The organism is Phycobacter azelaicus (assembly GCF_014884385.1).
GTDB lineage: Bacteria > Pseudomonadota > Alphaproteobacteria > Rhodobacterales > Rhodobacteraceae > Phycobacter > Phycobacter azelaicus.
In genome coordinates, this window is the sequence record NZ_WKFH01000003.1 from 266,901 (window position 1) to 292,934 (window position 26,034).

Below are 26,034 nucleotides of genomic sequence, written 5' to 3' on the forward strand. Positions count from 1 at the left end.
TTTGTCATGCTCGACATCATGATCGTTGATGACGATATCGCAGATCGCAAGCTGCTGCGTCGATTGTTGAAATCATCCGAAGAGGATCGGGTCTTCAGAGAAGTCAGCAACGGCCGGTCAGCCTTAGAATACGCGGAACAAGACATCGATGTCATTTTCCTAGACCACCTTTTGCCCGGTCTCACCGGATTGGATCTGCTGGAACGTTTCGTTCAAACTTGGCCGAAGGCGGCCATTATCCTCATGACCGGCCAAGGCGACGAAGAGATCGCCAAGACGGCCATCCTGCAAGGCGCATCTGATTACATTCCAAAGTCGATCATGACATCAAGCGCGCTCAATCGCATGGTGGACAACGGTCTGAAACTGTCCCGCATGCGATGGAAGCTGGAAGAGCAACGGCGCGAACTCAGCCTGTTCTCGGATACGCTGGTCCATGATCTGAGAGCTCCGGTGCGCGCCATAGAATTCCTGAGCGAGCAGATCCAGACGGATTTTGAAAACGGCCAGATGGAAGATGTGTACAAAGAGTTCGACATGATGAAGCTCTCGGTGAAACGCATGTCGGAACTGATTGAAAGCCTAGCCAGCCATATCAGCCTTGATGGCAGCGCCAACTGGGAACACGTCTCACTGGAAAACCTGTGCGAGCGGGTGCGAATGGCCCTTGCGCGCGAGATATCAGACAGTTGCGCACAGTTGACCTGGGAAACCCGCAACCTGTCCGCGTATTGCATTGCCCCCGAGATCGCGCAGCTCTTGCAGAACCTTGTCGCCAATTCCATTAAATACGCAGGGGACGCTGTTCCTCGGGTGCATATTGATGTCCGGGAAATAGAGGGCGGTGTGCATATCGCGGTTTCGGACAATGGCGTCGGAATACCTGAGGCATTTCGCAAGACCGTTTTTGCACCGTTCAAGAGGTTGCAACAAACGGCCAGCCTGCCCGGCAGCGGTCTTGGCCTGGCCACCTGCCAGAAAGTTGCCAAACGTCACGGCGGCGACATCTGGTGCGGAGACGAAGCGCAAAGCGGCACAACCATCCACCTGACTCTGAAAGCGCGACCGGACGCGCCGGATCAATAACGCCCAAGATCGGCGCACTTTCTCTGCCGCGCCCCCCCCTGCAGAGGTTTGTGCGCGCATTCACAATAGTCGGTTACAAAGCGGCCAAAGCTGACAAAGGTTTCTGCCGCACTTTCACATAGGTCTTGTTGCCGCCAAGGGGCGTCCGCCAACCGCTCCAACTCTGCCAATAGCGCCCGCCAGAGCTGCGGCGCGGTCCCCCCCGACAGATAGGAGACCCCTGCCCCAGGAAGGGCAGTCTGCACAGCGTTCAAGAGTGTCCTTGCCCCAAAGCCAGCTCCATGCACCACGTAGAGCGCTCCCAGTAAAGCATCACGGGACAGTGCCACATGGGCCAAATCGATCTGCACCATGGGCCTGCAATAGCTCTCGCCCCCGATAGTATCTCGCCTTAGTGCCTCTATGTTACTGCGCAACGAACACTCAGCGAGCGCGTTCATCCCCAAGCGCAATTCTTCAAGCGATTGAAAGAACTCCAGATAAGCCGACATGATCAAACAATACCTATCTGCGGTCAGCCCTGGCTCAAGCAAAGATGCGATCCATGGGTGATCATGCAGCCGTTCGTGCTCCTCCGCTGTGGCTATGGCAAGGCTGCGGCGCACACTGATCCTCGGAATATCAGCCATGAAGATAGTCGGCATGCTGAGGAATTCTGATCACGAAACGTGCCCCATTCTCCTGCCTCTCAAGATCAAGGGCAATCGTACCGCCGTGTTTGTGCGCAATCCGCTGACAGATAGCCAGGCCAAGACCGCTCCCCTCCACGGCAGTATTTCCATGTGCGCGCTCCATCGGCTGAAAAATCTTGTCAGCGAATTTCAGATCGACACCCAATCCGTTGTCCGCAACCGAAATCTCCAAAACGTCTTCAGCAAACAAAACCGATGTAATCTCTATTACGGGCGAACGGTCAGGATGACGGTATTTCAATGCATTAGAAAGCAAATTGAGGAAGAGACGCTGCATCATCTGTTCATTGCTTTCGATGACAGGGAGGCGACCAACGGTGATTTGCGCATGCTCGGCCTGGATTTGTCCGGCAAGAAGATCCTGGACCTCTGCAACCACCTTCGAAAGATCTACAGGCTTGCGCTTCAATAGCTGGTTTTCCAAGATGACCAGCTCCAGTAGTCCTTCTGCCAGCTCTGATAGTTTCTCGCTGGATTTGAGTGCCAAAGCATGGGTTTCGCGCACAGCCTCCGGATCGAAACCATCTTCGCTCATCCATTCCAATGCCATGTTGATCCCGCGCAAGGGCGCCTTGAGATCATGCGCCGCCGTATAAGCAAAGGAACGCAGGTTTTCGTTCTCTTCTTTCAACAAGAGCTGAGAGGCCATAATATCGAGGAATTCAGTGAAAATCTCCCGGGCGCTTTGCAGTTCTGCGACATTCCACGGAATGCTCTGGTCGTTATGCTCTTGCGTCCAGCTCTCAAAAGACTTTCGCGGCGTGAGCCTCCCCTCGGCATCCAGCTCCTTCTTCGGCTCACCTGCCCAGTGAACCGTGCGTGTAACCGGTCCGCGAAACCAGATCAGTTGGCAAACCCGATGCACCACGATCGGCTGGATCAACACCCCGCAAGCCGTATCGATATGTTCGGCGGCATCTGGCCATTCCTTATGCAGCGAAATGGTCTGGAACTGGTCTGATCCACCCGGCCGATTGACGGCCCATTTTATCAGCTTTCGTATGAAATCAGGCGGCGGTGTACGCCCCGATGTGTGCAGGTTCACGCCGAACTGAAATGCGAACCCGTCAGCGCCAAGGAACTCGCGCAAAACCGGTATCAGCCTGCTGATGACCTCTTCGATATTACCATTGCGTCGCAGTGCAGCGGAGAACAGACTTTCGATCTGCCGTAAGCGCGAGATCATGTCTGCCGTATCGGTACGCTGCTGTTGGGAATGGCGCAACATGAGTGACGTGGCAATCTCTTGAACGAGGCTCCAGTTATCGAAGGGGATCTGCTGTACGTCGCCGTTATGAACAGCGATCAAGCCCCATAGTTTTCCCTGATGCATCAACGCGTTTGAGAAGCTCGAGGACACCCCGATATTCCTGAGATACTCAACGTGCATATTCGAAACCGATCTCAGAACGGAGCCCGTCAGGTCCAATTCCGAATTCTCCCCGGGAAGGCACACTATCCGCGCCGGTTCGCCTTCAACCGTGCCAATCGCCCGGTAGGGCACGATCGAATAGAGTTCGCGCACCGGCTTCGGGATGTCGGTGGCGGGAAAGCAAAGCCCCAGATAGGATGGAAGTGTGCCATCGGAACTCTCTGCGATCACCTCTCCCGACCAGTCTTCGTGAAACCTGTAGATTTTGACACGCGAATAACCGGTGATGTCACGCACCGCATCCACTGCGATTTGCAAGGATGCCTCAAAGTTCTCTGCGTGAATTATGCGCGCGCAAGCCGAACTACAGATGCGCATCTTCGCACGAACCTGATTTGCTGTCTCATTGCAATTGGGCACGATCTCGATGATCTGTAGCCCAGCGTGACTGTGCACCACAAAATCAAAAAGCGTGCCGTTGCGCTGAAGATCATAATCCAGGACACAATGCAGCATGCCCTGATCTTGCCTTGCATGAGTTACTTGCGCCGCAAGATCCGCGTCGATCTCACGCAAGGGCATTCCAAGCACAGCGTCAGAATCGATATCCCACAGTTCAGCAATATTCTCGGAGACACCGGTCACGACACCACTCTCAGAATCAATCAAAAGAAGAGCTCCGATGGGCTGAATTTTGCCAGACAAGTGTACTTGCTCCTGATCGCAGGAGTCTAAATTGGCAGGATCAGTTGTATTAAAAAAATGAGACAGGGAACGCGGTGCAGTCATTTCTCCCCCTATTTTTGAATCGCCAGAAAAGGACCTCGCGCAGTGCACGAAAACGACTTACCCCGTCATGATGGGACTACGACGATCGGCCCAAATGAGCCGCAGGGGCGAAAAAATCAGGTCATGTCAAAGGAGTATAGCTTGCGAGCAGAAAACCCCCGCGTCAAAACTTTAAACCTATCGTAAAAAATCTGCCCAGATCATACTGGCCTGCAACCGGCGCATTGCGCAGTTTGGTTTTGAGACGAGCGAAGAACCGTTGGTAGAGGTGGTCCTGCTTTTTCGACCAGAATGCAGCCCAGTTAAGGTGGATCAGGGTTTCACATCAGGCTGCCATTTTCATGGGTTCCGGTTTGCTGACATGGACCTCTTCGGGGGTCAATATGCCATGGGTCGAGTGGGGCCGCTCGGCGTTGTAATAGGCCAGCCATTTCCCAATACCGTCTCGGGCCTGTGACCCGGTCTCGAAGGCGCGCAGGTAGACGCATTCGTATTTCAACGACCGCCACAACCGCTCGATCATGCGATTGTCGATCCAGCGGCCCTTGCCATCCATCGATATCTTCACCTTGGCCTCCTTCAGCTCATCGGTCCAGTCGCTGCTGGTGAACTGCGATCCCTGATCGGTGTTGAAGATCTCCGGCGGGCCATATTTGGCCAGCGCCTCTTTCAGCGCCGCGACACAGAAGTCTGCCTCCAAGGTATTCGACAGCCGCCAGGCCAGCACCTTGCGGCTATACCAGTCCATGATCGCCACCAGATACAGGAACCCCCGCTCCATCCGGATATAGGTGATGTCGGCGCACCAGACCTGGTTGGGCCGGTTGATCGCCAGTCCCTTGAGCAGGTAGGGATAGATCTTGTGCGCCGGGTGCTTCTTGCTGGTGTTGGGCTCCTGGTAGATCGGCACCAACCGCATCAGGCGCATCAATCGCCGCACACGATGGCGGCCACATTTGTGACCCTGCCGCTTCATGTGCCGCGCCATCTGGCGAGAGCCATACCACGGGGTCTCCAGGAACTGCTTGTCGATGATCTCCATGAAGGCCAGGTTCTCAGCGCTCTCCCCCTTGGGCCGGTAATACAGCGTCGAGCGCGACAGTTGCAGCAGCCTGCATTGCCGCCGCTGGCTCAGCTCATGATCCTTGCTCACCATTTTTTGCCTCGCGTCCCGAGCAGTTGAACCGAGGCATTCGCTAAAAAATCCCGTTCCACCACCAGCTGCCCGATCTTCGAATGCAGCTTCTCGATCTCTGCCTCCTTCCCCTTCCCGGGATCAGCGCCTCGCCGGGTGAACGCCGTGGCCATGTTCTCGATCGCCGCCCGCTTCCACGTGCTGATCTGGTTCGGATGCACGCCATACTTCTTCGACAGCTCGGCCAGCGTCATCTCTTCTCGGATCGCTTCAAGCGCAACCTTCGCCTTGAACTCAGGCGTATGCGTCTTTCTCTTTGCCATTTCGGATCGTCTCTCTCGTCATACGATCCACCTTAACAACTGGTCCGAATTTCCGCGACCACCTCTGGTTCATTCCAGAGTCTCAAATCGGCCTTCCTGATAACACCCCCAAAAGTGACTCACTCGGTCACATTAGTGATCCTTTGAGGCTACGAAATACCCCCATGTCTGCTTCGCGCGAGACGAAGCAATGCTACCCTAGATTGTGACTCTCGCAAAGATCGTTGAACCACGGGTTTCGCGCGCGCTAGGGGGCTCTGCTGTACAAATCCGTATGTGGGCGCACTTCCCCTTTTCCGGGACGTGTTAGTTCTATTGGCATTGTGACAGGTATGCCAAGACCCCTGTAGCGGTTGAGAACCGCAACGCGGACCTGATCCGTTGCGATAGGGTCGGCTCACATTGAGGGATCTCTGGCGGCGGCAGAACGTGCTGGAATCCGGCACCGTCCAGTCCAATCCGACCAGCCGCAGCAGGCTCTCCACGAACTCTGCCGTCTGCCGAAGCGGCATGCCGAACTGCACCTTTTTCGGCAGGCAGTCTGGATCGCAGGGTCGCTGAAATGGCACTGACGCCCGCGTTTGCTGGTCGGCGGCAGTGTCCAAACCATGTCGGGATCTAACCAGATGAACAGCGATCCGCGACTATTGAAGCTGTCATTGCAAACCGAGCAATTTGTCGTCTTGTGCTTCGTGGGGGCCCAGCGGCTCATGACCTCCAGCTACCATACTGGCTTCACAAGGCGCATCCCACTCAGATGATTTGGGCAACAAAGCCCGCAAGGCCCTATCTTCGTGTTATGAGTCGACTGGCCTGTCTAAAACGTTTTCAATACGCCTCGACATCAATGGCATCAGATCGGCCACCAAATGTCTCGAAAAGGCGAAACCTATCGGCACTATGTTGCCGCATAGCAGCTTTAAACTGAACAGTTCTACCGTGTTTTAAAGGAACGGGACCCTCGGCGTCCCCCCAAAAAAACCACCGCTGACTTCTCAGCGGTGGCAAACTTTTGGTGGTCAGAACTGCAGCCTCAACTCGTCAAATTGCAGACTGATGCGGGCTTTCACACAAAACAACGTGTAAATGAAAGCAAATACCGGCCACTTCGCAACGCTAAGCCATTGAAAAAACACACTGTGGCCAGCGCGACTTTCAATTAATTTGGCCACTCTGAAAGCACATATTGGCCACTTGGCTTGCCGCCGAAGTATTCCAGTGATTTTCCCATGAATATTATTGGCATACAAGAAAAAAGCCGCCCCGGACCGGGGCGGCTCTTCTCTATACAGTAGGTGCACTTCGCTGAGTCATTTTATTACTCACCATGGCGGCAAAGCTGCTGTGCGATACAAGTCGATCCCGACCGCGGCCTCAGAGATCGCGGGTTTCACCCTATGCCTCTTCAGCCAGAAAAACTTTTCTCTCGCCGAAAACCCGGTGAGCTCTCTGATGCGACGATCCGTGGCGAAGGTGGCGTGGAACTCTGCGACTTTTTGGGGATCGAAACGGATGATGTCGCGCCCACCGTTGATCCCGCTCACCTTGAATGACGGCAGCCGAAGGTCGACATCATCCAGCTTTGTCAACTCCACGCAGGCTTCTCGCGAAGCCTTCAACAAGCTGCAGACCTGTTCATTCGACCAGCCAGTTAGAACCCGTTTCGCTACAGCTTTCACTTCTTCCGAAGATAGCCTCAGACCACCGATGCCGCGCTCACCTTCTGCGAGAGAGACATTTTTCAAGTGACCTCCAAGAACCAGGCCAAGAACCTGAATTGCTGAGAGCCGGGTCCGCTCGGCCACCTTCGAAAGCGGCGCGAGTTCAAGCTCTGAGCCTGACACCGACTGAGCGACCGCTTCCAACTCGTCCAATATGCGCTGAACATCCTCCGACAAGACCGTCTTATGCGCCCTTCCTCGCGAGTCAGTATGGTCATGGTAGATCAGCTCCAGCCAACGATCTGCTACCAAGTTTTCAGCGAGGGGCCTGGAGCAGTTCAAGAGGTCGGGCAGGTCCTTCAGCTTCTCGGTCTTTTTGAAGCGACGAGCGACCTCCTCCCCCGCAAGTGCGGGGAACGCGAAATGCGATGGGGCTTTGGGGGCGATCACACGCGCCGTCGCAAGGAGGTTGCGCAAGGAACGGGTGTCGAGCTGCTCCTGCTTGGCCAAAGAAGTCACCGTGTGCAAACGACGACGATGCAATTCTGCGCCCAAGATTTTCTCGCCAGGCGCCATGGGCAGATGGTCCCATATGAACTCTCGAGTGATCCGAACGATATCGCCTGGCTCCTTCAGCGATTTGGAGTGCGCCAATGCGTTATAGAAACAGCCAAACAGACTGCGGGTGCCAGGTTTCTTGCCCGTCTCGGCGAATTCGCGGAGACGATGCGTGAGAGCCTCTCGGATGCCAGTCTCACCGCGTGACGTAAAATGAAAGCCTATCGCCCCAGCATGGTCCCATTGGTCAACAGTGAGCTCTGGAAGCAACTGCTTCGGCCCGTAAGCGACAAGAACACCAAGAAGTTCTGTGCCACGCGCTGCTTGATCCTGATCCTCCCCCACTGAAGTGGTCCGCCGTTATGTTTAGGAAAACGGAGGATCAGAATGGCTACGAAGAGACACAAGCCGGAAGAGATTGTCACGAAGCTGCGGCAGGTTGAAGTGCTTGTCGGGCAAGGCATGGCGCGGGCGGATGCGATCCGCGAGGTTCGCATTACTGAGCAGACCTATTATCGCTGGCGCAAGAAATACGGCGGTATGGGAGCCGACCAACTCAGGGAACTGAAGCGCCTCCAGAAAGAGAACGAACGGTTGAGAAAAGCCGTCTCGGATCTGACTTTGGACAAGCTGATCCTGGCGGAGGCGGCAAAGGGAAACTTTTGAGCCCCGCTCGCCGCCGTGCCTGCATCGATCACGTTCGCACCCGGTTCCATCTGTCCGAGAGACGCGCCTGCCGTGTCTTGGGTCAGCACCGATCCACGCAGAGGAAAGTGCCGCATGGCCGTGCCGATGAGGAGCGTCTGGTCGCGGACATGGTCGAACTGGCGCGGCAGTATGGCCGTTACGGCTATCGTCGGATCGCGGCTTTGCTGAGAGATGCGGGCTGGGAGGTGAACGACAAGCGGGTCGAGCGCCTATGGCGACGAGAGGGGCTGAAAGTGCCAATGAAGCAACCGAAGAAGGGACGGCTCTGGCTTTATGACGGATCCTGTGTCCGGCTGCGCCCTGAGTATCGCAACCACGTCTGGAGCTATGACTTTGTCCACTGCCGGACGGAGGACGGAAAGGTCTTCCGGACGCTCAACATCTTGGACGAGCACAGTCGGGAATGCTTGGCGATCAAGGTGAAGCGCAAGCTGAACTCGGGTGACGTGATCGATGCCTTGAGCGACCTGTTCATCATGCGGGGTGTGCCGGATTACATCCGGTCTGACAACGGCCCGGAGTTCGTGGCTCAGGCCGTTCAAGATTGGATCAGGGCCGTCGGCGCCAAGACCGCCTACATCGCGCCCGGGTCACCTTGGGAGAACGGCTACTGCGAAAGCCTCAATGCCAGGTTCCGCGATGAACTGCTCAACGGAGAAGTCTTCTACAGCCTTCGGGAAGCGGAAATCCTGATCGAACAATGGAGGAAACACTACAATACCAAACGACCACATAGTGCCTTGGGCTATCGCCCTCCCGCCCCGGAAACCATCATCCCGATGGACCCGAGACCGGTCATGCACTAACAATCAAAACGGACCACTCAGGTGGGGCTGATCAGTCCAGCATGGCCGATCATCTCGATCAGACGCCCCAGTTCGCACGGCCCTACCATCGAACACACCGCGCGCCGCGCAGCAGCGTCAACTTCCGGCTCCGGCATGCGCATCTCGTGTAAAAGCTCAGCATTGTAGACCTCGATTGGATCAAGGTCTTCTTCCGTCATCACGACAACACGGTCGGCAAAGGATGACGGCACCTGCCTTGCAATAACCCGCAGCTCATCATCGACCCTTGGGCTTGCCGCCCGTTCGGCAGCTTTCACCATGATCGCGATCCGCTTCCCAGAGCGCTGGGTGGCGCGATAGTCGAAGAAATGCGTTGCGGGTCTGCCGTCAGCATTCCGATAGAAAAAGGGCACCTGGTTTTCCAAGCTCGCGATGTCTTTTCGTGCCTGAACCACCAGACCAACCCTAAGCTCATAGAGGGATTCGAAGTTCATCCCCTCTCCCTCATCCGGGCCCAATACAAGCTGGCCGGTGAAGTGCTCACGCCGCCCCTTGGCGACCTTGCGTGCATCAACAGCCGGCCGCGGAAGGCGAACGCCCCCATCTGCTAATTCCATCATTGCGAAACCCTCTCGCTGTGGGCGTTTGCGCCCCACTGATCAGCCCCACCTGAGTGGTCCGTTTTGATTGTTAGTGCATGACCGGTCTCGGGTCCATCGGGATGATGGTTTCCGGGGCGGGAGGGCGATAGCCCAAGGCACTATGTGGTCGTTTGGTATTGTAGTGTTTCCTCCATTGTTCGATCAGGATTTCCGCTTCCCGAAGGCTGTAGAAGACTTCTCCGTTGAGCAGTTCATCGCGGAACCTGGCATTGAGGCTTTCGCAGTAGCCGTTCTCCCAAGGTGACCCGGGCGCGATGTAGGCGGTCTTGGCGCCGACGGCCCTGATCCAATCTTGAACGGCCTGAGCCACGAACTCCGGGCCGTTGTCAGACCGGATGTAATCCGGCACACCCCGCATGATGAACAGGTCGCTCAAGGCATCGATCACGTCACCCGAGTTCAGCTTGCGCTTCACCTTGATCGCCAAGCATTCCCGACTGTGCTCGTCCAAGATGTTGAGCGTCCGGAAGACCTTTCCGTCCTCCGTCCGGCAGTGGACAAAGTCATAGCTCCAGACGTGGTTGCGATACTCAGGGCGCAGCCGGACACAGGATCCGTCATAAAGCCAGAGCCGTCCCTTCTTCGGTTGCTTCATTGGCACTTTCAGCCCCTCTCGTCGCCATAGGCGCTCGACCCGCTTGTCGTTCACCTCCCAGCCCGCATCTCTCAGCAAAGCCGCGATCCGACGATAGCCGTAACGGCCATACTGCCGCGCCAGTTCGACCATGTCCGCGACCAGACGCTCCTCATCGGCACGGCCATGCGGCACCTTCCTCTGCGTGGATCGGTGCTGACCCAAGACACGGCAGGCGCGTCTCTCGGACAGATGGAACCGGGTGCGAACGTGATCGATGCAGGCACGGCGGCGAGCGGGGCTCAAAAGTTTCCCTTTGCCGCCTCCGCCAGGATCAGCTTGTCCAAAGTCAGATCCGAGACGGCTTTTCTCAACCGTTCGTTCTCTTTCTGGAGGCGCTTCAGTTCCCTGAGTTGGTCGGTTCCCATACCGCCGTATTTCTTGCGCCAGCGATAATAGGTCTGCTCAGTAATGCGAACCTCGCGGATCGCATCCGCCCGCGCCATGCCTTGCCCGACAAGCACTTCAACCTGCCGCAGCTTCGTGACAATCTCTTCCGGCTTGTGTCTCTTCGTAGCCATTCTGATCCTCCGTTTTCCTAAACATAACGGCGGACCACTTCAGTGGGGGAGGATCAGGCCCTCGTGGCCTCTGGACTGTCGAGAAGATTGGCCTCTTTAGAAATTTCCGAAGAAATTCCTAAAACTTTTTTCTGTTTCCTTAAGGCTTTGTTTTTCTGAAGGATAATCAAGAGAAAGAGCGCGTTCGGCTTCCTGAGCCCGCTATCAAACTCGCCGAGAGTCGATGAGCAGACGACCGGAGCCGACTGGACGCGTCGAGATCAACAAGGCACCCTGGCGTGCCTGTGACCCACTCCGAGGCGTAACCGCCCGCCCCAAACACGAACAGCCGATTATCTGAGCACGCCCGAGCCGTGAGCAACATCTGGCGCTCGTCACCTCGGAGGGCCACGCGTTCGAGCCCATACTCAAGCGTCGGCTCCAGGCTGGGAACGCTGAGCTAATCTACGGGGGCGGCATATGGCCGAAGACGTTGAGGGCGCTAAACATCAATGTCGCCTTACAGAACTGCATGTTTAATTCAAAAGAGCAGGCAGTGCGTTTCCGGGATCTCCATTGTCGAGTGCGCATTGAATGAGCGCATCGACAATGGAGCTCCCAGAAAATCGCTGATCAAAAATAAGGAAAATCGAAAACATTACTAAACTCGTTTCGTCTCTCGCGAAACAGCCAACCTTGTTATCGGAGCAAGCAAACAAACAAACACAAAGCGATGAGCGGAAATCTTGAAGCTGCCCATACTGGGCAGCACTGTAGGAGAGCATTATGCCCCGTGATTTCACTCTAACCCTTCCGCAAACCGCTTTTATTCTCAACCATGGCGAGGCTCTATGCTCCGCCACGGCATTGCTGGGCGGCTATGCCGCCGAGCGTCGGTTCAAAAACCTCTACAACGATATGTGCCTGCGTTCATCGACGACCCGCCGTCTCGAACGCGAGCTGGATTGGCTCGAAGACCTGCTTGGGCTCGAACACGTTCACGATTTCGATCGTATCGAGGCAGAACTCTTCGCCGAGATCGATCCCAGCGACCCCGTGGTCGCAGAGATCTGCTTGCTCTTGGACGGCCTGCGAGATGCCCGGAGGGCTTCCCGGGCCGCATAAACACCCCTGGCGCGCAACGCGCGCCAGCTTGAAGCATCCTCCAAAACGGGTGATGCAGACGAAGAGGAATCGCAATGCATGAGACCGCCACCGTCCGCCAAGACGGACTCGAAAGGCTTGCAGCGCAAGCCATTGCCAACCATCGACGCTTCGCGCACAGCTACAAAGATCGGCGTCACCTCGTCACCTATGCGAACCGGACCGGATTGGATCAACTGGTCAAGGCCAGTCCGGAAGACCTGTTCGCACAGCACACGCTTGCCGAAGCCCAAGAGCTCATCTTTCGTCTCGCAGACGATGTCGCGCAAAACGGCGGCGTGCCCCAGGTCGAGCGCACCGAATATGGAGATGCGCATCTCACCGGTGGCACGGAAGCAAGCAAACATCTGCAGATCATCGCCGATCGTTTGCGCAGCTATCTCGACCTCGGCTGGCAGGTGCACGATCGCTTGCTTGCTGAGAGGCTGCTGAAATCGGCTCCGGCGGAGGGTTCAGCAACCTTATCTCGCCCCACAACATTGGCTTGAGCGTCATCAAGTTGCGGGCCCTTGGGCCTGCAACCCTTAACTTCTGCAGCGCGCCGATCGCCATCGGAAAAACCGGTCCATTGCGGGCTTCGACCTTTTCTACCCTTACGCCTCTTTGGGCGTGCCCACCTCATACGCAGTAGTCGCGATTTCAAGTCTACCGCTTGACTCTGCCAGCGCCTTTACGTCGCATTTTCAACGCGGTAGGTTCAATACAACGATTAGCCGTAGGAGTTTCATCGGGCTTTGAATGCGTTCATCTGCCTAAAGCGTCACACATCCAATGGCGTATTAACCACCAAACTCAAGCCCATTCGTTCAAACTGGATATTAAGAAGAAAATGCCTATTTTCGAGATCGAAAAAGATGACCTTCTTGGCCTTGATGATGGTCAGTTAGAGGAGCTGATTGCACGCCTTTGTGAGGCCGAAATCGGCGCAAAAAACCATGCAATTAGCAGCGTTCGATGGGGTGGGAGTCTTACGGCGGCGGATGGCGGTGTCGACGTTCGCGTAACAGTCAAAGACAGCACCTTTACCGGAGATTTTATCAGACGTAGGGATACGGTCTTTCAGGCTAAAGTGCCATCCATGGCGCAGGCTGCCATACAGAAAGAGATTTCAGGCAAGGATACCAGCAAGGATCTATTTCAAGATTTAGCTAAATCTTGTGGCGCATACATCATCGTCAGTCTGAAAGATGACCTTGCGCCTATCAAGTTGGCAGAACGGCGCAGCCTCATGTCTGCCGAAGTAGATAAACTTGTTGCGCCAAATTCCGTTGAATTGGATTTCTTTGATCGGTCGACACTGCATCAGTGGCTTCGTCAGCATATATCCGTCCAGCTATGGGTTCGCCGTGCTTTGGGAAAACCGCTCACAGGATGGAGACCATTTGAGCGTTGGACGAATGTCCCGTGTAATTCTGACGACACCTTGATCGTCGGAGAAGGGCTATATGTATCGCTTCCCGGAAAGAACTCCGATCTGTCAATAGCTGAAGGGATACCCGCGGTCCGCGACCTGATTGTGACCTCTTCGAAATCTATCAGGGTCGCAGGGTTGTCAGGGGTTGGTAAGACCCGGTTTGTTCAGGCTCTTTTTGAAGAAGGGTTGGAAACGGAAACGCTTGATCGCACCAAGGTGATCTACGGAGATATTGGCTTCGGCGTAGAGCCATCGGCAAACGTATTAATTGACTCACTGATTGCTGAGAAAAGAGACGCAATAGTCGTGCTCGACAACTGTGCAAAGGAAGAACATTCATTCATAGCCAACCGGATCGCTCGGACGAAGTCATCGATTAAACTGATCACGATTGAATACGATATCCGTGACGATACGCCACAAACCACGGAAGTGGTGCGATTGACCCCGCGCGGAACTGAGATCACAGAGAAATTGGTCGCAAGGCGATATCCTCAGCTTGGCATTCTTAACGCACGGCGTATTGCGGATTTCTCAGGCGGAAATGCTCGGCTTGCCCTGGCTCTCGCGGATGCCTTGCCTGACAACGTCAGTCTGGCTGGCTTGTCCGACGAAGAACTCTTTGAGAGATTGTTCGAACAAAGACACGAGGCTGACAAAAACCTTCGGGAACAGGCGGAAGTCCTGTCCTTAGTCTACTCTTTTTCAACGGCAGAAGACGAAGAGGGTGTCAACGAACTTGCCGTCTTGGGTGACCTGTGTGAGGTGAGCGGACGGAGAATGGGGCGCGCGTCAAACACTCTGCTCGAGCGGCAAATCGCGCAAAAGCGGGGTCGCTGGCGCGCGGTTCTGCCCCACGCAATCGCGAACCGGTTGGCAGCCGATGCATTGCGGCACATCCCGATTGACGATGTTCTGCGAACGTTCGAAGAGAACGCCGGAGAACGAATGCTGAAATCGTTCAGCCGAAGACTTGGTTTCCTACATACAAGCCCTCAAGCGCGAACAATCGCGAGGCGATGGCTTCAACCGACTGGCCTGCTACCCAAAGTAATGCAGCTCAATAAACTTGGGGCGACGATGTTAGACAACATTGCTCCAATCGACTGCGAAACCGTTCTGGCACGTTTTGAAAGCGAAGAAGCTGAAATTATTGCCGCAGTGAATGATATCTATAAGCGAACGGAACTTCGGCGTGTGATTTCACTGATCGGCAAGATCGCCTATGAGCCGGAACATTTTGACAGATCCGCCTCCTTACTCCTCAAAATTGCGGATGAGGAGAGTGGCGAAGATCGATCAGATGGGGCTCGAAAACGTGTCCAAGGATTCTTCCAAATCCGTGGGTCAGGAACTCATGCAACGCTTGAACAGCGTGTTAACGTGCTTGAGACTTGCCTGGCGGATAGTAAAAGGCACGCATTTGCCCTCGATTGCTTGGAGTCGGGACTTGAAACCCAACATTTTGGGAACACAAATCTGATAGATATAGAGTTTGGCGCACGTCCACGTGACTATGGGGCCCGACCTTATGGCGACGAAGCATTTACTTGGCTGTCTACGTTTCTGACTATTGCCGCGCAAATGGCGCTCTCGAGCATTCCCGCTGATCGCAAGCCAACTCGACGCATCATCGCAGCGCAATTTAGTGGGTTGTGGACTGTCGAAAGCCTGCGACCAGTGCTGGTCGAGCTTGGCGAACAATTACATGCAGATGGTGGATGGTTAGAAGGCTGGCGCGCCGTGAAGGGCAAGCTTCACTACGATACGCTGCGATCAAGTCGATCGGGACGGACGGCAAAAGAAGACCGAGAGCTGGTCAAGCTATGCGAACTACTTGCCCCATCAGACCTGGAGGGACGAGTTCGGGCTATCGCACTCGCGGAAGGGCATCGTATCTTCGCCTTGGATGAAGAGTTCGATCACGACGATCCGCAAAAATATGAATCGTCTCGAAAACGGCTTGTCGAAGAGGCGTTTCAGCTTGGTCGGGACGTAGCAACCAATCCCGCTGTATTTGACGCTGTCGCGGATGATTTCTTCGAGCAAGCTCACGGTCCCAATCGATTTTCTTTCGGGCGTGGATTGGCGGCAGCATCCAGCGATCGACTTGGGCTCTGGCACAATCTCGTAAAGCGTATAAGAGCGTTAGGTTGCACGAACTTCAATGATTGCGTGTTGTCCGGTTTTCTCCGAGAGGTATCGCAGGTCGAACCAGATCTGGCCCAAGCAATCTTGGATGAAAGCGCTAAAGACGAGCATCTTCGACACAGAACAGTAGGGCTCATTCCAGCTGATAATTTTTCTCGCGAGGACTTTCATAGATGCGAGCGAGTTTTCGACGCGATAGGTCTCGAACTGTGGGGCGTGGATACCTTGCTATGGCGGGATAGCTCCGCCTCTATAAGTAAAGAGGATAAGAGCAGGCTGGCCAAAAAAGTATTGGCTGAAGAGGGTGGCGCATCTGTCCTTCTGCATGCCTTCAGTATGATGCTGCATGGAGCTGACCGCTCGGTTGATACCCTCGGCCAAGACCTCCGAGCGCTGGCTATCAAGGCTTCTGCAGTCGCAATGAGAAGCGATGAGAGCGATCCAGGAGGAACAAGGGACTACGATCTCGAGCAGACATTAACCTCTGCATTAGCTTACCACGACAATGACGCTGTAGAAGCGGAACTACTGGATAGCCTCTTCTCAAGAATGGAAAGGCGATATGGCCTCTTCCCGCACTACGAAAAGGCAATACAAGTGCTTGCGAAAGCACGGCCAGATGCCTTCCTGGACCGACTAATGTCATATGCTGGCAGGAAAGACGATGAAGAGCTCCACTGGGTGGACAACTCATTCGGGGAAAACGCTCCTTTGGACGGGATCGACCCAACAGAATTGGCTGATTGGTGCAGCAAGGGAAACGACATCCGCCGGTGGAGACTTATTGGCCACGCTATTTCCGTTTTTGAGAAGGAAAAAGAAGGTGGCGTGAGGTTGTCGGAACAAGCGCAAGCACTTGTCAGACTGTGTCCAGAACCGGAGGCGATTATCGGGCGATTTGGCCTTCATCTAAGCCCAAGCTCATGGTCTGGAAATAGGTCGGTGCACATTGAACAAAGAGCTGCCGCACTGAGTGAGCTATTGAACAGTGAGGATGCCCGAATAGTGGCCGCAACCGAAAAGCTTCTCACCTTTGCAAAAGAGGTTTCGGAAAAAGAAAAAAAGCGGGAGAAAGCGGAAGATGCGGCTAGAGAACAAACTTTCGAATGATTCCGAAATCTTGCGAGAGTCGTAGAAGCGCGAAGACCGAACCATCTGTTCGCACGAAAATCGGAACCTTCGCGCCCCTCGCTTTTTGGAGGGTGGTTGCCGCGCTGAGTTTGACGATGAGAAGTTGTCCTAATGTTTATTTTCATGCTGCGACCAGTGAGCCCTCGCACGTGTATAGAACGATGAGCCTCCGCAGCTGGGGAGCGTTGTCACCCACGGCCCGAATTCAAGATTGGTGCGGTCCGAAGTCAAAGTCTGCTTTACACATGAGCATCCATCAAGAATTTGGATGGAGTGCAATAGAGCTATGTGGAAGGCGGCATTTCTTCGGACCATCTCATTTTAGGCGGCTTAGTTATTACTTGCTCCTTGTTTCGATCGTTAAACTCTTGCGCAAACTCTTCATCTGTCCACTCACCATCACCATAATCCGGGACATCCATCACTTCCAGACCTTTACCCTCGACATTCCTCATTCCAAATAATGGTCCAACATAGGGAAAGTGGGGGGCGAAATAGGTTTGGACAAAGGGATGGTTCTCAAAATCCTTGGCCACAAACATGCTTCCTTTTGTTCCGCCGATGAACCAAGGGCGAGCACCCCATGTTCCAAATTGATAGTCGATGATTTTGCGCATATGGAGGATTGCACTAATAGAATCATCTCGCAATGTATCATAGGTGCTGGTATTGAAGTGAATTGATCGATGACGCAACTTTTTAAGCTGTTTAAATTCCTTCACCACTTCAGGTAGAAGAACACCCCAAGCCTCTAACGTAGATATTGGAACATCCCAGTTATCGAATGAGTTCTTTCGATAAACTTTTCGATACTCTTTAGTATTTTGGAACATGGGACGCATATCGATAATAAGGTGATTCAGTATCCGCTCACCTAATGCACACGCTCCCACTAATGACGGGTAAAAATGCCCCATCACATATGCAGCACGCACCTGCGCAAAAAAATCATTGTGATATGAAATTACCGACATAGGCTTCGTGTCAATTTCAATAAATCTTTCTATTTTATCTCCCAATTCACTTTCACCAAACTCATGTGCAAGACCTCTTTTAATGCTCTCCTTATTTTCTAACCAACTTTCTTTTACTTCGAGGCTCCAGTGGTCCTCAATTTTAGTTCCCAAGAACGCAGCACGAGTATCGAAGTCGCCGGGCGTGCATAAAAGGCGGCGTCGACCTGCATCAGGAACAAAGGTTTTGAGCTCCTCAAACTTAAGTCCTTTTGGAGCTTGATAAATTGTAGGTCGGGTCAGGGCAAAAATAGTCATGTCTCACACTACGATAGAGCTTTTGTAATTTCATCCGCAAAGCGTTACCTGCCAGATTATACTTCACGCTGCTTGGTCAAGATTTTGTGCTTAGCGGTCATTGATCCCAATCGCAGCTCCCCGCCCCTTCGTTCTGTTCAACTTGGCACCAAGCAGAATGGCTTGGCTGGGGTTTTCCAAGCGTTTTGGGATACAAAATCCAATCTCGTCAGCGGTTGCACTGTGGTGAGCGCCTGCCGAGGCAATCACATTAGCGGCCTGACCTGAGCAGCTTCCGCTGGGTCGATACACGGTGACGAAGAATTTATCCGCTCCTTAGGCAAGACTGCCGCAGGTTTTTTGCGGCTGATCGATTAAAACCAACCACTGGTTATGGAGCTATCACGTCCTTCCACAACCGCAGAATACGCGAATGCCCACCGGTTTTCACGCCGGTGGGCATTTTGTGCTTTCAAAGAGGCCAATTTCCTACCGAAAATGGCCAATAGTTGCTTTCAACCACACAACGACCAGTCCCGACAGCCTTCAGCCGCACTTGGAGTGGCCGCAGCTCCTGCACGTCATGCATCCTTCGACCATTTGCATTTCGAACTGACCACAGCTGGGACAGGCTTTTCCACGCGGTGTATTTAGGCTTACCACTTCGGCCTTGGGATCAGACTTGAGCCCCATGCCCTCGCCTTCGAGAAAGCCTGTCACAACCATATGGGTTTCGATCACACCGCCGATGGCCGCCAGGATCGAGGGGATATATTTGCCCTGCACCCAAGCACCGCCCCGCGGATCGAACACAGCTTTCAGCTCCTCCACCACAAAGGACACGTCGCCCCCGCGGCGGAACACGGCCGAGATCATCCGCGTCAGCGCCAACGTCCAAGCATAGTGCTCCATGTTCTTGGAGTTGATGAAAACCTCGAACGGGCGGCGGTGCCCATTGATGATGATATCGTTGATCGTCAGGTAGATCGCGTGCTCGCTGTCCGGCCACTTCAGCTTGTAGGTATGACCTTCAAGGCTCTGCGGACGATCCAGCGGTTCGGACATGTAAACCACTTCGGCACCATTTTCCGTATCGCTTTCGTGGGGCGCGTCTGGGGTCTCTCCCGGCGCCGTGTCGGCGCTTTCGCTGACCGACAGAACCGAACCCGTCACGTCGTTGGGACGGTAGGTGGTGCAGCCTTTGCAACCCTGATCCCAGGCCTGCATGTAGACGTCCTTGAAGTCATCGAACGAGATGTCTTCCGGGCAGTTGATCGTCTTGGAGATCGAGCTGTCGATCCATTTCTGCGCCGCTGCCTGCATCTTGACGTGATCTGCGGGCGCAAGGGTCTGAGCATTCACGAAATACTCGGGTAGCTCTGCATCGGCGCCGAACTTGTCGCGGTACATCTTCACCGCGTAGTCCACCACTTCCTCTTCGGTGCGCGAGCCGTCCTTTTGCAGAACCTTGCGGGTATAGGCATAGGCAAAGACAGGCTCGATCCCTGAGGAGACATTGCCCGCATAAAGGCTGATGGTGCCGGTGGGTGCGATCGAGGTCAGCAGGGCGTTGCGGATGCCATGTTCACGTATCGCATCGCGAACGTCCTCGTCCATGTTCATCATATTGCCCGAGGCCAGATATTTTTCCGCATCGAACAGCGGGAAGGCGCCTTTTTCCTTGGCCAGGTCCACCGACGCCAGATAGGCGGCGCGGGCGATCTGGTGCAGCCATTGATCCGTCTGACGCGCCGCCTCGTCCGAGCCATAGCGCAGCCCCAGCATCAAGAGGGCATCGGCCAAACCGGTCACCCCCAGGCCAATCCGGCGCTTGTTGCGGGCTTCTTCGGCCTGGGCCTCCAGCGGGAACTTGGAGACATCGACGACGTTGTCCATCATCCGCACGGCAGTAGCGACCAAGTCTTGCATCGCCTCAAGGTTCAGTTCGGCGTTTGCCTCAAACGGGTTCGACACCAGTCGCGCCATGTTGATCGAGCCCAAAAGACAAGCGCCATAAGGCGGCAACGGCTGCTCCCCGCAGGGGTTGGTCGCGCAAATTTCCTCGACATAAGAGAGGTTGTTGGCCTTATTGATCCGGTCGATGAAGATCACGCCCGGTTCGGCATAGTCATAGGTCGCCTGCATGATCTTGTTCCAAAGATCGCGTGCCTGCACCGTGTGATAGACCTTATCACCAAAGACCAGATCCCAGGATCCATCGGCCTTCACCGCATCCATGAAGTCATCCGTCACCAGCACCGACATATTGAACATCCGCAGCCGGGCCGGGTCGGATTTCGCAGTGATGAACTGTTCGATATCCGGATGGTCGCAGCGCATTGTAGCCATCATCGCACCCCTGCGCGAGCCTGCGGACATGATCGTGCGGCACATGGCATCCCAGACATCCATGAACGACAATGGTCCCGATGCATCAGCCGCCACGCCTTTCACATCCGCGCCGCGCGGACGGATGGTCGAAAAGTCATAGCCGATGCCACCGCCCTGCTGCATGGTCAGGGCCGCCTCTTTCAGCATGTCGAAAATGCCGCCCATGCTGTCCGGTACGGTGCCCATGACAAAACAGTTGAAGAGCGTCACTTGCCGCGCCGTGCCGGCCCCTGCCGTGATACGGCCCGCGGGCAGGTATTTGAAGTCTTCCAGGGCGTCAAAGAACTTGGCTTCCCAGACATCCGGCTTGGCCTCTGCCCTTGCCAGATCCCGCGCGATCCGGCGCCAGGTGTCTTCTACGGTGACATCGATCGGGGTTCCGTCCGCCTGTTTGAAGCGGTATTTCATGTCCCAGATCTGCTCGGCGATGGGGGCAGCAAAGCGGCTCATAAAGCGAATCCCTTGTGGCTTTTTGTTGTGGGGTGGCGCTCTCGATACTACACGGTTTGACCGCATCTCAACGCCCAATTCACATTTCAGACACAGTTTTTTACTGTTGATTACACCATATGTTGCGCTAAGGACTGCAGGCAAACACCATATAATGACAAATTCGGGGAAGACTCTGTGGGCAGACTGTGGATAAGTCACCCGGCAAATCCGACCTGCCCGTTCGGAGCGGTCTTTGTGAAACCGATCTGTTGGACGCGCAATGCAAAGGAGTTTGCGTCAGGTTGCCGTCGGCTGCAGAAAGTCTAAAGTGTGCCTTCTGGATTCAACGCTACGGGCCAAAACCAAAGGGAGCCGCTTTGGACAAACATGTGAACCTCGTCAAACTCTCTGTGGGCACCGAAAGCGTGGATTCGCTTGCCACCTGGCAATCCCAGTATCGCAGGACACTGCCTGAGGGGCTGCCTCGCCATGTCACGCGCATGTGGCCCAAGCGCGAGTCGGAGCTGCTGAACGGCGGCTCCATCTACTGGGTCATCAAAGGGCTCATCCAGTGCCGCCAGCGCATCATGCGGCTGGACGAAGTGATCGGTAGCGATGGCATCCGTCGCTGCGCTATCGTGCTAGAGCCAGAGATCCATCGAACGAACACCGCCCCAAAACGTCCCTTTCAGGGCTGGCGCTATCTCAAGCCCGAGGAAACCCCGGCAGATCTGCCAGAGGGGCGCGAACAGGAAGAGCCATTGCCGCCAGAACTCTCCCAAGCCCTTGCCGATATCGGTGTTCTCTGAAGCCGGTTGCCCGCACAGCTGGCGAGCGGTCCCGCCACGGATACGCGCCTTAAAATACCATTTTCACCTAGCGCTCGCCCCCCGCTGGCGCGGGGGCGGCTTCACCCAGGTCAGACCGCCTTTTCGATCAAGGCAAGGAGGTCCTTCAGGGTCTTTTTTTCCTGCGGGCCATAATCTGCCTCACGGCTGCGCCAGAGGGTAGCCTGGGATTTCAACACCAACCCATCGCTCAGCAGCTTGAGGTGATTTGCGCGCAGGGTCTCCCCAGTCGAGGTGATATCGGCCACCATTTCGGCCGTCTCGTTCTTGACCGTGCCCTCGGTCGCGCCCTGGCTGTCGACGAGCTGGTAATCCGCAACCCCCGCTTCGTTCAGGAATTCGCGCACGAGCCGGTGATATTTGGTCGCAATCCGCAAGCGGTGGCCATGAGTCTGCCGAAACGCCGCTGCCACCGCATCCAGATCGTCCAGCGTATCCACGTCGATCCAGAACTGCGGCACCGCGAGCACCAGATCGGCAAAACCAAAGCCCATCCGTTCCAGTTCTTCGATCTGCTGCTCCCAGCGCGGCAGTTTTTCCAGGATGAGATCGGTACCAGTCACCCCAAGATGAATACGCCCTGCCGCCAGTTCACGCGGGATCTCACCCGCAGACAACAGGACCAGCTCGACGCCCTCGACCCCTTCGACAACCCCGGCATATTCGCGCTCGGCTCCCGTGCGGGACAGGGTAATGCCCCTCTTGGCGAACCAGTCAAAGGTCTTCTCCATCAATCGCCCCTTGGAGGGCACGCCCAGTTTCAGGCTCATGACTTGCCCTCCTCGAGCATCAGCATCAGGTCAGGGCGCAAGACGCCGCCGACCGCAGGAATCTCGTCCCCCTGCCCCAGTTGCCGGGTCAGTGCGTCATAGCGCCCACCGCTGGCCACCGGCGGCAGACCCGGCTTGGTTTCCGCGTAGAACCCGAAGACAAATCCGTCGTAGTACTCCATCGAGGTGCGCCCGTAAGAAGCTTCGAAATCGAGACTTTCGACATCGATACCCCGCGCCTTCATTGCGGCGGTGCGCGCTTCAAGCCGGTCCAGAGCAGGCAGAATCGACGGGAGGTCGACAGCGATATCACGCATCTGCTCGATCGCATATGGCAGCGTCTCGCGCACGGCCATCAAGGCCTCCAAGGCCAGAAGCTCGTGCTCCGAGATCGGCGGCATGGCCGCATCGGCACGCAAAAGCTCGACACGGGCATCCACCTCTGCCGCGCGACGCTTGCCTATTTCGGGGGCAGATCCACTGAGCGGGCCTTCGGTTGACAGCAGTTTCTTGCGGCTTTCCGGAAGGACGGCGCGTCCGGCGTAGCGCTCCAGCAGGCTGCGGAAGCGACGCGGGCGCCAGATGTGCCGCATCAGGGCCGATTTGCGCTTTGCGGTCGTGTTCAGCCCATCGACCGCAGCCATCAGGATGCCGATATCGCCGGTCGCCGCCCGAAGCGGCAATCCGCGCAGCTGCAGCGCAAAAAGGGCAAAAACCTCAGCATCTGCGCCGGCTGGATCCTCCCGGTCAAAGACCTCGTAGCCAACCTGAAGGTATTCATTGGCCCGATCCGGGTCGTGCTCCTGGCGACGGAAGACCTCGCCGGCATATGTATAGCGAGCCGGTTCTGCCCCTTGGCGCATGTGCATCTGCACTACGGGCACGGTGAAATCCGGGCGCAGCATCTGCTCACCGCGCAAGGCATCCGAGGTGATATAGGCGCGGGCGCGGATATCCTCGCCATAAAGATCCAGCAAGGTTTCTGCGGGCTGCAACAAAGGCGGATCCACCACTTGCGCGCCGGCCGCTTCGAAAGTCATCCGCAGCCGAGCGGCGCGGGCCAATGTGTCTGAGCGTGTGGGCATCGGCCTAGTCCTGACTGTCGAGAATCTCGCGCACCTTGGCGACGAGATCTGCGCGCGGCACTTCGAACTGGCTGGGGCGTTCCTTCCATTCCTCCAGCGTCGCGCTTTCGGCGATCTTGGCGCCAAGGATCAGATCCTTGATCTGCACCACGCCGCGTTCCTTTTCGTCGCCGCCTTCGATCACGGCGACGGGGGAATGGCGCTTGTCCGCATATTTCAGCTGGTTGCCAAAGTTCTTGGGGTTACCGAGGTAGACCTCGGCGCGGATGCCCGCAGCCCGCAGTTCCGTCACCATGGCTTGGTAATCTGCCATGCGATCACGGTCCATCACTGTCACCACCACGGGGCCAGTGGACTCGGACGCAAGGCGTCCCTTTTCGCGAAGCGCCGCCAGCAAGCGATCGACACCGATAGACACCCCAACGGCGGGCACTTCCTGCCCGGTGAAGCGCTTGACCAGCCCATCATAGCGACCGCCACCTGCAACCGATCCGAACTGCCGCTTGCGGCCCTTCTCATCGAGAATTTCAAAAGTCAGCTCGGCCTCGAACACGGGGCCGGTGTAGTAGCCAAGGCCACGCACCACCGAAGGGTCGATCTCGATCCGGTCGGGACCATATCCGCCCGCTGCCAGCAGCGTACCGATCTGCTCCAGCTCCGCAATACCTTCAGCTCCGATCTTGCTATCGCCCACGGCGGCCCGCAGGTTTGCAAGGGTCGCTGCCGTGTCCGCTGCCTTGGAGGTCAGGAAGGCCAGCACAGGAGCGGCTTGCTCATCGCTGAGGCCAACGCCATCGATATAGGCCCCCGAGGCATCAAGCCGCCCCTTGCCCAAAAGCTGGCGCACGCCCTCTTCACCGACCTTGTCGAATTTGTCGATGGTACGCAGCACCGCATCACGCTGCCCCTCGTCGGCCAGCCCCATGGTCTCCAACACGCCATTCAGAACCTTTCGGTTGTTGACCCGTACAAGATAGTCGCCGCGCGGAATGCCGACAGCCTCCAACGTGTCCGCCAGCATGGCGCAAATCTCCGCGTCAGCCGCCATAGAGGCCGTCCCTACGGTATCGGCGTCACACTGGTAGAACTGACGATAGCGGCCCGGCCCCGGCTTTTCGTTTCGCCAGACCGGACCCATGGCATAGCGGCGATAGGGGGTGGGCAGATCGTTGCGGTGCTGCGCGTAAACACGCGCCAAGGGCGCCGTCAGGTCATAGCGCAGCGCCATCCAGTCGCCCTTGCCATCCTCATCGGCCTCCTGCCAGGCAAAGACACCCTCGTTCGGGCGGTCCACATCCGGCAGGAATTTGCCCAGCGCCTCGACCGTTTCCACGGCGGAGGATTCCAGCGCATCGAACCCGTATCGATGATAGACCCCGGCAATCGTCTGCAGCATTTCCGTGCGCTGAGTGACCTCAGCGCCAAAATAGTCGCGGAAGCCTTTTGGCGTTACGGCCTTTGGACGTGGTTGTTTCTTGACTTTGGCCATTGTGGCCTCCTCACGGGTGTCTTTGGGTCTGATCTGTGCCGCGCGGTCTAGCCGATGGATGTAACAACGGCAAGGTAGCGCGGCGCCTTCGGGCGCCGACGCGACCCGGCTGCGACAGATGCACTGCAGGCAAGACCCGACTTAGATGTCCGAGAAATCTCCCGCACGTCCCTTTCCACTGGCAAATCGCGCGGCGCCTTCGCGTCCCTCAGCCGCAAAGACCCCCTGCGAGCGCCACTCCCGTCTCAGAGCCGCCGCAAGATCGACCGGGGCCATACGCGCGGACAGGTGATCGGCGAGCATGCAGGCCTGTGGAAAGCGGGACAAATCGGCCGCCAGAGCCTGCGCTGTCTGCAAGGCCTCACCCTCGGCGCACAAGCGATCCGCCAGCCCCATGGAGAGCGCCTCCTCTGCTTCCACCCCGCGCCCGGTCAGGATCAGGTCATTGGACCGCCCCTGCCCCAGGATGCGCGGCAGGCGCACCGTGCCGCCATCAATCAGCGGCACTCCCCAGCGCCTGCAATAGACCACTGCAATAGCACCCCTCGCCATCACCCGCAGATCACACCAGGCCGCAAGCTCCAGCCCGCCTGCAACGGCAGCGCCTTCTATAGCGGCAATCACTGGCTTACGCAGCATTAGGCGCGACGGTCCCATTGGCCCCGGCAGGGGATCATTCATGGGGTCAGACCAATCATCGGGAATATCCAGGCCGGAAATCCAGTGATCAGCAGCACCGGACCCTGCGGATTTCAGGTCAAACCCAGCGCAGAAAGATCCGCCTCGCCCAGTCAGTACCGCAACACGCGCATCATTGTCCTGCTCGAATGCAAGGAAGGCTTCAAAAAGGGCGCGTGCGGTCTCAGGATCGACTGCATTGCGGGCTGCAGGCCGACAGATGGAGATGGTGGTGGTTCCCTCGCGGGTTTCGCAGGTCACAGTCATAAGCGGTCCTCCCGAGGCATAGCCTGTCGTTTCTGCCATGGACCGACAAGCCCTGT

Annotated in this window: 18 protein-coding genes and 1 pseudogene; 6 read left to right on the forward strand and 13 right to left on the reverse strand. The window is 56.2% G+C overall.

From position 1 onward, the window contains the following. Window positions 1-6: 6 nt before the first annotated feature. Window positions 7-1,086, forward strand: coding sequence for a sensor histidine kinase (locus INS80_RS02435; protein WP_192964076.1), 1,080 nt, complete (start codon window positions 7-9; stop codon window positions 1,084-1,086). Here INS80_RS02435 and INS80_RS02440 read toward each other — a convergent pair. The 5 genes and pseudogenes from INS80_RS02440 to INS80_RS02465 all read right to left on the reverse strand — a co-directional run bounded on the left by INS80_RS02440 (window position 1,080) and on the right by INS80_RS02465 (window position 7,961). Then, a complete protein-coding gene (locus INS80_RS02440; protein WP_226892538.1) occupies window positions 1,080-1,715 on the reverse strand; it encodes a biliverdin-producing heme oxygenase in 636 nt (211 codons plus the stop codon). The two genes, INS80_RS02435 and INS80_RS02440, sit on opposite strands and share 7 nt — an antisense overlap. Continuing rightward, entirely contained in the window at window positions 1,708-3,939 is a 2,232-nt protein-coding gene (locus INS80_RS02445) for an ATP-binding protein (protein WP_192964078.1), read from the reverse strand. Before INS80_RS02445 ends, INS80_RS02440 begins: the two co-directional genes overlap by 8 nt. Before the next feature lie 325 nt (window positions 3,940-4,264). Next, window positions 4,265-5,397, reverse strand: a protein-coding gene (locus tag INS80_RS02450; RefSeq protein ID WP_226892492.1) for an IS3 family transposase whose coding sequence is annotated in 2 segments (ribosomal slippage) — window positions 4,265-5,130 and window positions 5,130-5,397 — 1,134 coding nt in all. Because the reading frame shifts where the segments join, the coding sequence is not laid out codon by codon here. Between the two features lie 368 nt (window positions 5,398-5,765). Then, window positions 5,766-6,109: pseudogene (locus tag INS80_RS02460) on the reverse strand (transposase); the annotation flags it as partial. Between the two features lie 610 nt (window positions 6,110-6,719). Then, complete coding sequence (locus INS80_RS02465; RefSeq protein WP_192964081.1) at window positions 6,720-7,961, reverse strand: hypothetical protein; 1,242 nt, start codon at window positions 7,959-7,961, stop codon at window positions 6,720-6,722. A gap of 42 nt (window positions 7,962-8,003) precedes the next feature. Here INS80_RS02465 and INS80_RS02470 point away from each other — a divergent pair. Beyond that, a protein-coding gene (locus INS80_RS02470; RefSeq protein WP_192964082.1) for an IS3 family transposase occupies window positions 8,004-9,130 on the forward strand; the annotation gives its coding sequence in 2 pieces (ribosomal slippage) (window positions 8,004-8,268 and window positions 8,268-9,130; 1,128 coding nt in all). 17 nt (window positions 9,131-9,147) lie between these two features. Here the strand turns inward: INS80_RS02470 and INS80_RS02475 are convergent. Together INS80_RS02475 and INS80_RS02480 are read right to left on the reverse strand one after the other, a co-directional pair. Next, the gene (locus INS80_RS02475) at window positions 9,148-9,606 is read right to left on the reverse strand and encodes a hypothetical protein (protein WP_192964083.1); all 459 of its coding nucleotides are present in this window, start codon (window positions 9,604-9,606) and stop codon (window positions 9,148-9,150) included. A gap of 196 nt (window positions 9,607-9,802) precedes the next feature. Beyond that, window positions 9,803-10,929, reverse strand: a protein-coding gene (locus INS80_RS02480) for an IS3 family transposase (protein WP_192963700.1) whose coding sequence is annotated in 2 segments (ribosomal slippage) — window positions 9,803-10,665 and window positions 10,665-10,929 — 1,128 coding nt in all. Because the reading frame shifts where the segments join, the coding sequence is not laid out codon by codon here. Window positions 10,930-11,694: 765 nt separating this feature from the next. On the opposite strand from INS80_RS02480, the gene INS80_RS02485 reads away from it, so the two are divergent. The 3 genes from INS80_RS02485 to INS80_RS02495 all read left to right on the forward strand — a co-directional run bounded on the left by INS80_RS02485 (window position 11,695) and on the right by INS80_RS02495 (window position 16,747). Then, window positions 11,695-12,033, forward strand: a complete 339-nt coding sequence (locus tag INS80_RS02485; RefSeq protein WP_192964084.1) for a hypothetical protein — start codon at window positions 11,695-11,697, stop codon at window positions 12,031-12,033. Between the two features lie 74 nt (window positions 12,034-12,107). Next, complete coding sequence (locus INS80_RS02490) at window positions 12,108-12,560, forward strand: hypothetical protein (RefSeq protein WP_192964085.1); 453 nt, start codon at window positions 12,108-12,110, stop codon at window positions 12,558-12,560. Window positions 12,561-12,724: 164 nt separating this feature from the next. Next, on the forward strand, window positions 12,725-16,747 hold the full coding sequence (locus INS80_RS02495; RefSeq protein WP_192964086.1) for a hypothetical protein: 4,023 nt from the start codon (window positions 12,725-12,727) through the stop codon (window positions 16,745-16,747). A gap of 305 nt (window positions 16,748-17,052) precedes the next feature. Here INS80_RS02495 and INS80_RS02500 read toward each other — a convergent pair whose 3' ends face one another. Beyond that, window positions 17,053-18,039, reverse strand: a complete 987-nt coding sequence (locus INS80_RS02500; protein ID WP_192964087.1) for a hypothetical protein — start codon at window positions 18,037-18,039, stop codon at window positions 17,053-17,055. Between the two features lie 525 nt (window positions 18,040-18,564). Continuing rightward, complete coding sequence (locus INS80_RS02505) at window positions 18,565-20,859, reverse strand: adenosylcobalamin-dependent ribonucleoside-diphosphate reductase (RefSeq protein ID WP_192964088.1); 2,295 nt, start codon at window positions 20,857-20,859, stop codon at window positions 18,565-18,567. A gap of 359 nt (window positions 20,860-21,218) precedes the next feature. Here INS80_RS02505 and INS80_RS02510 point away from each other — a divergent pair, with 359 nt between their 5' ends. Continuing rightward, window positions 21,219-21,650, forward strand: coding sequence for a DUF1489 family protein (locus INS80_RS02510; protein ID WP_192964089.1), 432 nt, complete (start codon window positions 21,219-21,221; stop codon window positions 21,648-21,650). Between the two features lie 110 nt (window positions 21,651-21,760). On the opposite strand, the gene hisG is transcribed toward INS80_RS02510, so the two are convergent. From hisG to INS80_RS02530, 4 genes are all read right to left on the reverse strand, one after another. After that, window positions 21,761-22,459, reverse strand: a complete 699-nt coding sequence (hisG, locus tag INS80_RS02515; RefSeq protein WP_192964090.1) for an ATP phosphoribosyltransferase — start codon at window positions 22,457-22,459, stop codon at window positions 21,761-21,763. Continuing rightward, window positions 22,456-23,544 carry an ATP phosphoribosyltransferase regulatory subunit gene (locus tag INS80_RS02520; RefSeq protein WP_192964091.1) on the reverse strand — a complete coding sequence of 363 codons (1,089 nt, stop codon included), beginning with the start codon at window positions 23,542-23,544 and terminating at the stop codon, window positions 22,456-22,458. Before INS80_RS02520 ends, hisG begins: the two co-directional genes overlap by 4 nt. A gap of 4 nt (window positions 23,545-23,548) precedes the next feature. After that, on the reverse strand, window positions 23,549-25,033 hold the full coding sequence (gene hisS, locus INS80_RS02525) for a histidine--tRNA ligase (RefSeq protein WP_192964092.1): 1,485 nt from the start codon (window positions 25,031-25,033) through the stop codon (window positions 23,549-23,551). A 141-nt stretch (window positions 25,034-25,174) separates the two neighbouring features. Beyond that, window positions 25,175-26,017: a crotonase/enoyl-CoA hydratase family protein gene (locus INS80_RS02530; RefSeq protein ID WP_226892539.1), complete on the reverse strand. Its 843-nt coding sequence runs from the start codon at window positions 26,015-26,017 to the stop codon at window positions 25,175-25,177. Between the last annotated feature and the right edge of the window lie 17 nt (window positions 26,018-26,034).